Consider the following 11,658-nt stretch of genomic DNA (forward strand, 5'->3'; position numbering starts at 1 on the left):
TCGTTAGCTTCTGCCTGTGATACCGAGGGTTCCCAGCCCATTCAAGCCTTGACGCTAGCACATCAAACTCAACATAGTCGCGCCCACAGCCTTGTCCAGTCTGATACTTCTCTTCGGCATAACGAGGTGCATGTTGAATTCCGCCGATCTCTGACCCATCAAAACCAATTAATCAAAAATTCCATTTTCAAAATGCATATGCTCTTGCGCGGCGCTCGAAAATTTACCTATAAACTCCGGCGTTGAATCTTTTTCTGATTTCACTTTGAAATTACCACTTTCAATTGCCCACTCATAAACCGAAATACCCACTGGATATTTAGTCAAGACCCCAGTCAATGCATGCTTTTTTATCCAACCGAACGCATCCTCTTTGACCAGGAAAACCGCCGAAGGGAATTTCGCATTTACCCCATTGAAAACCCAAACTTCCTTAATCTCAGTCATTCACACTCCTCGGGTAAGTTACTATAACGATGCCATCGCTGAATTCTATCGACAGACGATCTTAACTTTGCCTTGTTATTTTCAATAAAATCCCGTTGAGTGGCAGTTAATTCCTCAGACCCATTAATCGGCTTTCCATTTTGCCCAATCTGAATATTCAAACCACCTTCACCTCTCAAATGGAAATGCGCAGGCGCATGATCACCGCTTCGGACATAGTGCTCCAAGCGTAGCCCGCCATCTTGCGCAATAATTTTTTCAGGCAATTTAGGTTCTGTAGAATTTTTCTTGCTTTGGCACGGTTTTTGGCTTTTTTGATCTTTCTTAGCCAAGCCAAGTGGATCCACCCATTGACTGGGATTTGGAGCATATTGGTAAATATTATTTCCGCCATCCAAACCAATTGGATCTCGACTTACGTACCTTCCACTCAAGGGCTCGTAGTAGCGGTGACGGTTGTAGTGCAACCCGGTTTCAGCGTCGAAATATTGACCTTGAAATCGAATCGGATTTGCGATGCCTGCACGGCGCCCCGCCTCGCTGATCGCCTCCCGCGCCTCTCCCCACGCCTTGTACTGCGCCGACCAAGCAACGCTTCCTTCATGGTCCGTCAACTCTTGCGGCGTGCCCAGGTGGTCACACTGGTAGAACACCATCTCCTTCCTGTCGAACGCACGCGGCACATGTCTCTGCTCGCCGTTCCACAAAGGATCCTGCTCGATGTCGTAGACGCCGCCATTGGCCTGCATCAGCGCCTTCGCATCCGTCGTCTCACTCAGTGTCATCGCTGTTGCCCGGCGCACCTGCACCAGCGGCACGAACGAGTTCGCCTCATGGATGTAGTGCACGCTCCAGCCGTGCTCGCCGCCCTCTTCGGTCGCTGACTTGCTCTGCGTGCTCTCGAACGCGAGCACGTCGCCATCCCAGCCGAACAGGGTCGTGGCCTCACCCGAACTCTTCGACAGTCGACGCCCCAGCGCGTCGTAGCTGAAGGTGGTGGTGATGCCGCTTTGATCCGTCGCTGCCGTCATCCGGTTGAAGCCATCCCAAGCGAAGACGGTTCGCCAGCCGTTGCGCAACCGCTCGGTCATGTTGCCGCGCTCGTCATAGCGGTAGCTGGTGCCGGCGTAGCTCTTCAGCAGGTTGTCCAACAGCTTGTTGGCTGGATGCCTGAGCGGGTCGCCGCTCGGTGGAGCGTCGACGATGTTGCCAGCAGGATCGAAGGCGAAGATCTCACGTCCGACGCGGCTGTTGGCTTCGAGCAGGCGGCCCACCGGGTCGTAGCGGTAGCTGAGGTTGCCGCGCCGGCTGTCGCCGATGGCGACTAGTTGGCCAACCTTGTCGTAGCTGTAGCTGCGCTGGATGCCAGCGCTCGACTCGATGGCGCCGGGTCTGGTGCGCGAGATCTGCTGTTCGAGCAGCCGCCCAGCCGGGTCGTACTTCTGCCGCTGGCTCAGTCCATTGCCTTGCTCCCGCGCAACCTCGCGATGCAGGTCATCGCGCTCGAAGCCGAGGATGTCCTGGCCGTCGAGCATCAGCCCGTGCACATGGCCGGAGCCGTATGTCAGCCACTGGGTCACGTGGCCGTCGGGCCGCACGGTGGCGATGCGCTGGTTGAGTTCGTCGTAGCGGTGCTGCCAGACTGCCGTGCGCTTGCGCTCCAGGTAGTGGTGGTGTTCGCGCGTCAGGTTGCCGGCCGGGTCGTAGAACCACTGCAGGCGTGCGTCGCTGTTGGTCGCCTCGAGCAGGCGGCCGTTGCGGTCGTAGGCAAAGCGCTCCGACTGATCGCCGGCTCGGCGTTCGCTCAAACGGCCGAGCGGATCGAACTCGAGTTCGGTGCGGTGCCCCGCTTCGATCACCCCGGCGAGGACACCGCTGGTCTCCTCATGGATGTACTGCGTGGTCTTGCGGTCGAAGCCGGTTTCCTCGAGCAGGCGGCCCACCGGGTCATAGCGGAAGTCGTAGCGACTGCCGTTCTCGTTGTGCAACTCGGTCAGGCGGCCCAGCAGGTCCCAGTAGTACTTGAGCGAGCGGCCCGCCGCGTCGGTGCGACCGGCGATCAGCCCGGCGCGCGTGTAGCTGTAGCGCGTGGCTCGTCCGAGCGCATCGGTGTGCGTCAGCAAGCGGCCTTCGGCATCGTGCTCGAAATGCTCGCTCGTCTCGTCGGGCTGCACGATCTGTTCGAGCTGGCCGGCTGTGTAGCGATAGCCGGTGGTGTTGCCGGCAGCGTCGGTCGCCTTGGCAAGACGCCCCCTTTCGTCGTACTCCCAGCGGCTGGTCTTGGCAGAGCAGTCGGTGTAGCTGAGCAGTTGCCCCGATGGGGAATAGGCGAGCACCTTCACGCCGCCCTTCGCATCGATGATCCGCACGGGCCTGCCGGCCTTGTCGTAGGCGTACTCGGTCTTGTGGCCGAGCGGGTCGATCTCTTCCGTGAGATGGCCCTGCGCGTCGTAGTCGCGCTTCCACACGCCGCCTTCGGCATCGAGGATTCCCGTAAGGCGATGCAGACTGTCGTACTCGAAATACACGCGGCTGCCGTCGGCGCGCGTGTGCGTCTGCAGGTTGCCGTCTTCGTCGTACGTGTAGTCGTCGGTGCTGCCGTCGGTGTGCACGTGGCGCGTGATGTTCTTCGCGTCGTCGCGGAAGAACCATTCCTGCAGCTTGTCGGGGTGGATGATGCGGTAGGTGTAGCCCTGGATGTCGTAGTAGTGCCAGGTTTCGCCGCCCAGCGCGTCGGTCACGTAGGTCAGGCGGATGTTCTTGTCCCACTCCAGCTTCAGCGCGAAGCTGCCGTCGTCCGACCACTCGCGCACGGCCTTGGCGTCTGCGCCGGTGCCGTCGTATTCGAGGTTCATGCCTCGGCCGGTGCGGTCGGTGTAGCGGGTCACGAGATGTTGCGCGTAGGTATAGCTCCAGTTCGCGCCGTCTTCATCCTGCGCGGCGACGAGGTCACCTTCTGCGTCGTGCGTGTAGGCGGCCAGTTGACGAATGACCTGGCCGTCCTTCAGCTCCCACAACGACTTGATCAGGCCGGTCTGCGCATCCGGCTGCGTGCCCACGTGCGCCATGACGGCTTCGCCCTGCTTGCTGATGATGTCGCTCAGCACGCGTTCACCGGTCGAGGCGATCACGTGGTCGTAGCGAAGGCCGACGGACATGCCGTCCTTCGCCTGCTGCGCGACGAGCCGGAAGTGCGGCTGCTTGCTGTCGACGTACTCGTAGATCTCCCGCCACTCGCTCTGCTCGCCTGCGGGCAACGGCTTGCCGAAGTCAAGTGCCAACAGGCTCTCGTTCAGCCGCGAGATGCTGACCTCTTCGATGGCATCGAAATGCGTCTGCCCCACCTCCAGCAGCGGGTAGGCATGGCTGCGCCCGTCGGCCGCGTGATACACCAAGCTCGCCTGTCCCTGGCGTGCGCCGCGCACTGGCGTGGCAACGTCCACCCGCATGCTGTAAGGCGTGATCCACCGGGCCCCCAGGCTGCCGCGGTCGAAGGCCTCGAGGTCGCTGGCATAGGTGCGCGCCCACTCGATCGCCAGCGGCGCGGCGAGCACGAAATCGGTGTGCGTGAAGCTCTCGTTGCCGGTGGCAAGGCTGATGGAAGCGCCCTTGCGTGCCGGCGCGGGGCAGTTCTTGCAGCCCGAAGTTCCCTGCGCCGGTGCCTGCTTGCTGATGTGTCCAAGCGGCGTGCCCGGGTTGTCCTTCTCTGCCTTGGCGCCCGCCTGCGGCGGCACGATGGCCGCGCGCTTCCCCTTCTTGCGCAGCAGTGCATCCCGCAGCTTGTGCAGCAGCCACATGATGCTGGCCTGCGCCTCCTTGTTGGCCAGCGCCGACAGCTGGCTGCGAAGCAGGCGCTTGAAGTCCATCATCTGCGTGATCACGCCGTTGACCTTGCCGGCAACGCCCGCGGGCAGCTGGCTGGCGGCTGTCTTGGCGACATAGTTTGCCGACTGCTTGGTGTAGCGCACGGCCGTGCCCCACATGCGGCTCCAGGTACTCTGCGTCTTCGGATCGTGCACGCGCGTTTCCGTCGCGCCGGGCTTCGCGACGTCGAACAAATCCTTCTGGCCCAGCACGCGCCGCAGGATGTCCACCAGGTTGTCGATGATCTTGTCGGCAAGGTCGGCGCAGCTCTTGAGAATGCCGTCGAGCTTGTCGATGGCACCATCGATGAACTTGTCGAGTTCGCCCATGATGGTGGCGTTCAGGTGCCCCACCAGCGTCGTGACGATGGCTTCGCCCAGGTTCGAGGCAGCTGCCTTCAGCTCCTGCTTCACCAGATGCAGCGTGGGCCGCAGGCTCATGCGCGCTGCAGCCATGCTCGGCGGCAACGGGATCAGCCCGATCAGGTTGATGCCCAGGCTGACCCAGGTCAGGAATGCCTCGACCCCGTCCTTGGCCTTCTTCTCGACGATGTTGATGATGTCCAGGAACACATCCACCAGCGCCATGATGTTGCCGATGATCGGAATGCTGCCAAGCACCATCGTGAGGCGCTCCAGCGTGACGTAACCGCCACTGAACGAGCGCAGCCAGTCATCCACCGCCTTGCTTGCGGCGGCGATGTCTTCCTTGACGATGGTGTTCAGCGGCGCTACCGCCGTCTGGGGTTCTCTCTCAGTTGGTTTCTGGCCTTGTTGTTGCGGGCCTTCGTTTCCTGCCATCTTCCCTCCCTGCCTCGAACTGGTACGTTGCCTTTGCTGCGGATGCGGGCTTCAGGGCCGAATCACGCAGTCCTTCATCGTGAGAAACGCCGAGCCCATCGCAAAGCCAACCTCGCAGCTCGCAGTGAACTTCGCACCGCTGCGCATCTCGCCCATCTTCTGGTTCTGTGCGTCGTCCGCCGGGGTCAAGCGCGCCAGTTCCTGATTGCCGCGCACATCGGCGGCGCGGATCATCGACGTGCCGCCGAAGGAATCAGACGCTTCGACAACCACCGCCGGGAACTGCACACGCTTGCCGTACTCCGGCATGCCGAGCGCGCGACGGCCCTGCTTCTCGTAACTCTGGTGCAGCTTGGTCAGCGTGGTTTTCGTTTCCGTTTGCGCCAAGCACAGAGAGACGGCGCCCAGGAGGGCAGTGGCGATAAAGACGGTCTTGATGTTTTTCATGAACATGGAATCGATGAAGTGATGACGTTGCCCGCCAGGGCTCAATTGATGTTCGCACCCTGAAACTCGAGTTGCTCGAAGGTGCTGCCCGTGAAGTCCACGCTGCGCCCCTGCAGCCCCTGCGCATGCACCACGGTGCCGCCGCAGTTCAGCACCCCGACGTCGTTCCAGTGGCCGCCCGCGAAGCTGATGTCGTCCCACTGGCACTGCGTGAAGGTGCTGGTACTGATGCTGCTTCCATCGAAGTTGGCGCGCGTGAAGCTGCAGTTGATGAAAGTGCACCCAGTGATCGAGATGCCGCCGAAGTCGCACTGCGTGAAGCTGCAGCCCGTGAACTGGCAGGCGCTCCAGCCCGCCTGCTTGAAGCTGGTGGCGGTGAAACTGGTGCCGGTGAAGGTCGTTGCGGCGAACTGGGCGAGCCCCAGGTCGAGCCCTGCATAAGCGAAGCTGTCGGCCTGGCCCACGAGCCCGGCGGGCGCACCGCCCGCGCCTTTGCGCCACATGTCGTGGGCGAGGATGATGACTTGAGAAGACATGTCGAATCCTTGGATGACGCCGTCGACTCAACGCGAGAGCTGCTTCCGGAGGATCCGGCCAGCGCGCTTCTCGATCAGCAGGCTGGGTTCGGGCAGGCCCGGCAAGGCGCCCCGATGGCCTTGCGGCTTGCCCTTCGCCACCCACGACGCGCTGTAGTCGTCGGATTCTTCGGCCAGGACGAGTTTGTAATTTGCGAGCTGCAGGCCTGAAGACCTTGCATCTTCACAGGCTGCCGCAATCGCCTGCGCCGCCAGACCATCAACTTCGATGGTTTTGTTCATTCTCATTCTTCCTCCCTCTGCAAAATTGAAAGCACCGAGTCCAGGCAGGCGCAACGTCTTTCGAGCCAGACCCGGTGCCGGGCGTCACTACCGGCTTCCTTGCTCCCGGAGTATTTCGCCCGTGGTCTTGGAGGCGATGTACGTGGTCGACCGCCCCAGCTTGCTGGCGTTGCCGAGCCCCTTCTGCCCCGGAGGCAGCTTGGCCGTGAATGCAATGCCGATGGTGTTGACTCCGTTCTCGTCTTCGCCGTTTTCCTTTTTCCTCTCGGCGATGTGAACGTTGAAATTGTTCAGGTCCTGCCCGGTCTTCTCGAACAGCTTGTACGCGTTGCCCAACGCAACGACCACAGGTGTATTGAGCAGCAGCTGATCCGGCGACTCGACTTCGAAGATCGGTGCGGCAGAGGCATTGAAGTTCATGAAAATTCCCAACGCAATGATCAGGCCCTTAAAGCCTGTAGGTTTGATTCGCCTTCGGGTTGTAGCCCTTGTAGCCGTCACTTGGCGTGCCGACGTAGCCTCGGTAGTCCGGATGATCATGTTGCATTCCTGCTTTGGCGGCGTCCTTGTCTTCGGGAGAGAAGTTGTTGCTTCCGTAGTAGTCCTTGGCCCGCGTTGTGCGATTCCCGTATTGATCCGAGTGATCCCCATGGGTGTGCCAGTAGCCCACTTCCTGGGCGCACTTCGGAATGCTCTTGGCCGTAGGGCCCCAGGGGTTGACGGTGTCCTTCTCGCCCCTGGTCGCCTTGGTGAAGTCGTATTTGCCATCCGGCGTCTTGTAGACCAGGCCGCCGTACTCCACGTTGTCTCGAATGGACTTGTCGTTGTAACGCATCATCGCCGCCTTGGCCGCGCCGTCCGCCGTGGCGAAACGACCTCCCTTGGCTGTCTTGCATTTGACAGGCGCAGCTTGCAAGCCCAACGGGTCGACCCACGCCACGGGATTTGGCACGTATGCATGGGTGTTAAGACCGCCGCCCAAGCCCAACGGATCGCTGCTGATGAATCTGCCAGCCTGCGGATCGTAGTAACGATGCCTGTTGTAGTGCAGCCCGGTCTCATCGTCCAGATACTGCCCCTGGAAACGGATCGGGTTGGCAAAGCCGGCCCGTCTTCCTGCTTCGCTGATGACCTCTCTTGCCTCGCCCCATGCCTTGTACTGCGCCGACCAGGCAATCTGGCCTTCATGATCCGTCAGTTCCTGGGGCGTGCCGAGGTGATCGCACTGGTAGAAAGCAATCTCCTCCTTTGCGAAGGCCCCCGGCCTCGGCAGCTGCTCACCGTTCCACAACGGGTCCTGCTCGATGTCGTACTCCCCGCCATTGGCATCCATCAGCGTTTTCACGTCCGTGGTCGAGCTCAGCGCGACGGCTCGCGCTTGCCTGATCTGCACCAGCGGCACGAACGAATCCGGCTCGTGGATGTAGTGGACGCTCCAGCCCCGGCCCTGCCGCTCGCTCTCGCCGGCCATGCTCTGCGTGCTTTCGAAGGCCAGCGTGTCGCCGTCCCAGCCGAACAGCGTCATGGCTTCGCGTGAGCGCTTGGCGATGCGTCGCCCCACAGGGTCATAGCTGAAGGTGGTGGAGCCCTCTTCGCTTGTGGCCGCGGTCATGCGGTTGAAGCCGTTCCACTCGAAGACCGTTTTCTTCCCGTTCCTGACACGCTCGATCAGGTTGCCGCGCTTGTCGTAGCGGTAGGTGGTGCCCGCGTATTCCTTCAGCAGGTTGTCCAACAGCTTGCTGACTGCGCGCAGGCCTTGCGGCGCATCGCCGCGTGCGGCGTCGGCGATGTTGCCGGCCGGGTCGAATGCAAAGGTCTCGCGGCCCAGGCGACTGCTGGCTTCGAGCAGGCGGCCCACAGGGTCATACCTGTAGTTCAGGTTGCCGCGCCGGCTGTCCCCGATGGCGGTCAGCTGACCGGCCTTGTCGTAGCCATAGTTCCGGCGAAGGCTCAGTGTGCCAACGGTGTCCGGGTTCGCATGCGATATCTGCTGCTCCAGCAGCCTGCCGGCAGGGTCGTACCGCAGGCGCTGGCTCAGGCCATTGCCCTGCGTTCGGCCGATCTCCCGATGAAGATCGTCGCGTTCGAATCCCAGGATGTCCTGTCCATCGACAAGCAAGCCATGCACGTGGCCCGAACCGTAGGTCAGCCATTGCGTGACATGGCCGTCGGGGCGAATGGTCGCAATGCGCTGGTTGAGCTCGTCGTAGCGGTGCTGCCAGACTGCCGTCTGCGCACTGGCCAGATGGTGCTGGTGCTCGCGCGTCAGGTTCCCGGCGGGATCGTAGAACCACTGCAACCTTGCGTCGGGATTGGCCGCTTCGATCAACATGCCGTTGAGATCGAAGGCAAAGGTCTCGACCTGCCCCTCGCCCGCATTGCGCTCGACGAGGCGCCCCATCGGATCGAAACGAAACCCTGTCGTGTGCGCCTCTGCCTCGACGACTTGCACCAGCGCGCCGGTGGATTCCTCGTAGAGGTACTGCCTGCGTTGCCTGTCGAAGCCGGTTTCCTCCAGCAGTCTCCCCGCCGGGTCGTAGCTGAAGTTGTAGCGGCTGCCGTTTTCGTTGCGCAGTTCGGTCAGGCGCCCCTGCAGATCCCAGTGGTATTGCAGCGTCTGGCCCGCGGCATCGGTGCGTCCGGCCACGAGACCGGCGCGGTTGTAGCTATAGCGGGTACGACGACCCAACGCATCGGTGTGAGCGAGCAAGCGACCTTCGGCGTCATGCGTGAAGTGCTCGCGGGTCTGGTCGGGCAGGGAGACTTCTTCGAGTTGCCCCGGATGATTGCCATCGCTCCTTGAAGCAGCTTCGCCTTCCGGGGTGTAGCGATATCGGGTGGCCTGCCCTGCCGCATCGATGGCCTTGGTCAGCCGCCCGCGACTGTCGTACTCCCACCGGCTGGTCTTTCCCGAGCAGTCGGTGTAGCTGGCTAACTGGCCAGCAGGTGTGTACGTCAGCTGTTTCGAACCGCCCTTGGCATCGGTGATGCACGCAGGCCGGCCGGCCTTGTCGTAGGCGTACTCGGTCTTGTGACCCAACGGGTCGATCTCTTCGGTGAGATGACCCTGCGCGTCGTAGTCACGCTTCCAGATGCTGCCTTCGGCATCACGCAAGCCCGTCAGGCGATTCAGCCGGTCGTATTCGAAATGAACACGGCTGCCATCGGCCCGCGTGTGCATTTGCAGGTTGCCGGCGACGTCGTAGGCGTAGTCGTCTGTGCTGCCATCTGTGTGTACATGACGGGTGACGTTCTTGGCGTCATCGCGGAAGAACCATTCCTGCAGCTTGTCGGGATGGATGATGCGATAGGTGTAGCCCAGGATGTCGTAGTAGAACCATGTCTCGCCGCCCAGGGCATCGGTCACGTAGGTCAGGCGGATGTTCTTGTCCCACTCGAACTTCAGTGCAAAGCTGCCATCGTCGGACCACTCGCGCACCGCCTTGGCATCGGCGCCGGTGCCGTTGTATTCGAGGTTCATGCCGCGGCCGGTGCGATCGGTGTAGCGGGTCACGAGGTGATGGCTGTAGCTGTAGCTCCAGCTGGCGCCGTTCTCGTCCTTCGCGGACACGAGATCGCGTTCTGCATCGTGCGTATAGGCGGCAAGCTGGCGCACGACCTGGCCGTCCTTCAACTCCCACAGCGACTTGATCAGGCCCGTGCGCGCATCGGGCTGCGTGCCCACGTGCGCCATGATGACTTCGCCTTGCCTGCTGATGATGTCGCTCAGCACCTGCTCGCTCGTGTCCGAGATCACATGGTCATAGCGCAGGCCGATGGAGGCGCCGTCCCTGGCTTGCAGCGTCACAAGCCGACAGTGCGACCGGCCTTCCACAAGCTCGTAGATCTCACGCCAGTTACCCTGCTCGCCCAAAGGCAGTGGCTTGCCGAAGTCCAGCGTCAGCAACGACTCGCTCAGACGCGAGACGGTCACCTCCTCGATGGAATCCCGATAGACCTGGCCCACTGCCAGCAAAGGGTAGGCGTGGCTGCGGCCATCGGCTGCGTGATAGACCAGACTCGGTTGACCCTTGCGCTCGCCCCTGACTGGTGTCATCAGGTCCACGCGCGTGCTGTAGGGCGTGAGCCAGCGCGCGCCCAGGATGCCGCGGTCGTAGGCATCGAGCTGGCTGCGGTAGGTGCGTGCCCATTCGATCGGCAACGGCGCAGCGAGCACGAAGTCTGTGTGGGTGAAGCTCTCGCAGCCGGTGACCAGACTGATCGATTTGCCAAGCGCGACAGGCGCCGGGCAATTCTTGCAGCCTGCGTCTTTCTGGCCATCCGCCTGCTTGCCGATGTGCCCGAGCTGGTCGCCCGGCTTGTCCTTCTGGGCCACCGCGCCGGCATTCGGCGAAACAATCGCGCCGCGCTGTCCCTTCTTGCGCTGGATGGCAGCCAGCAGCTTGTGCAGCAGCCACATGATGCTGGCCTGCGCCTCCTTGTCGGCCAGGCGCACGAGCTGGTTTCTAAAGTTCTTCTTGAAGTCCAGCAGGCTCCCGATCACGCCGTTGACCTGTACCGCCACGCTCTCGGGCAAGCGGTTGGCAGCAACCTTGGCGGCGTAGTTGGCCGACTGCTTCGTGTACTTGACAGCGCTGCCCCACAACCGGTTCCACGTGCTCTGGGTCTTCGGGTCGTGCACGCTGGTTTCCGCCACGACGGGCGTACTGACCGTGAACATGTCCTTCTGGCCCAGCACCCGCTGCAGGATGTCGACCAGGTTGTCCACGATGCTGTCGCCCAGCTTTGCGCAGCCTTGCAACATGTCTCCAAGCTTGGCGATGGCGCCATCGATGAAGACCTCCAGCTCGCCGACGATGGTCGCGTTCAGGTGTCCTACCAGCGTGGTGACGATGGCTTCGCCCAGGTTCGAGGCGGCTGCCTTCAGCTCCTGCCTCACCAGATGCAGCGTGGGGCGCAGGCTCATGCGCGCGGCCGCCATGTTCATCGGCAACGGGATCAACCCGATCAGGTTGATGCCCAAGCTGACCCAGTTCAGGAATGCGTCGATCCCGTCCTTGGCCTTCTTCTCGACGATGTTGATGATGTCCAGGAACACATCCACCAACGCCATGATGTTGCCGACGATCGGGATGCTCCCCAGCACCATCGTCAACCGCTCCAGCGTGACGTAGCCACCGCTGAACGAACGCAGCCAGTCGTCCACCGCCTTGCTCGCGGCGGCGATGTCTTCCGTAACGATGGTGTTCAGTGGCGCAACCGCCGTCTGGGGTTCGCGCTCCGTCGCCTGCGGCGTCGGCGCTGCTTCCGGTCCTGCCATT

General features: G+C 61.9%; 7 protein-coding genes. All 7 read right to left on the reverse strand.

Annotated elements, in window-relative coordinates:
• Positions 1-168: 168 nt before the first annotated feature.
• Positions 169-447 carry a DUF7710 domain-containing protein gene (locus ACTG4X_RS21965; protein WP_093081525.1) on the reverse strand — a complete coding sequence of 93 codons (279 nt, stop codon included), beginning with the start codon at positions 445-447 and terminating at the stop codon, positions 169-171.
• A complete protein-coding gene (locus ACTG4X_RS21970; RefSeq protein WP_440531915.1) occupies positions 444-5,111 on the reverse strand; it encodes an RHS repeat-associated core domain-containing protein in 4,668 nt (1,555 codons plus the stop codon). Before ACTG4X_RS21970 ends, ACTG4X_RS21965 begins: the two co-directional genes overlap by 4 nt.
• A gap of 51 nt (positions 5,112-5,162) precedes the next feature.
• Complete coding sequence (locus tag ACTG4X_RS21975) at positions 5,163-5,558, reverse strand: hypothetical protein (RefSeq protein ID WP_143042546.1); 396 nt, start codon at positions 5,556-5,558, stop codon at positions 5,163-5,165.
• Positions 5,559-5,599: 41 nt separating this feature from the next.
• Complete coding sequence (locus tag ACTG4X_RS21980) at positions 5,600-6,094, reverse strand: pentapeptide repeat-containing protein (RefSeq protein WP_440531916.1); 495 nt, start codon at positions 6,092-6,094, stop codon at positions 5,600-5,602.
• A 27-nt stretch (positions 6,095-6,121) separates the two neighbouring features.
• Complete coding sequence (locus ACTG4X_RS21985; protein ID WP_440531917.1) at positions 6,122-6,376, reverse strand: hypothetical protein; 255 nt, start codon at positions 6,374-6,376, stop codon at positions 6,122-6,124.
• A gap of 87 nt (positions 6,377-6,463) precedes the next feature.
• On the reverse strand, positions 6,464-6,796 hold the full coding sequence (locus ACTG4X_RS21990) for a hypothetical protein (RefSeq protein ID WP_440531918.1): 333 nt from the start codon (positions 6,794-6,796) through the stop codon (positions 6,464-6,466).
• Positions 6,797-6,824: 28 nt separating this feature from the next.
• The gene (locus tag ACTG4X_RS21995) at positions 6,825-11,657 is read right to left on the reverse strand and encodes an RHS repeat-associated core domain-containing protein (RefSeq protein ID WP_440531919.1); all 4,833 of its coding nucleotides are present in this window, start codon (positions 11,655-11,657) and stop codon (positions 6,825-6,827) included.
• Position 11,658 lies beyond the last annotated feature (1 nt).

It is taken from the genome of Variovorax sp. YR566 (assembly GCF_051992195.1).
Taxonomy (GTDB): Bacteria; Pseudomonadota; Gammaproteobacteria; order Burkholderiales; family Burkholderiaceae_C; genus Variovorax.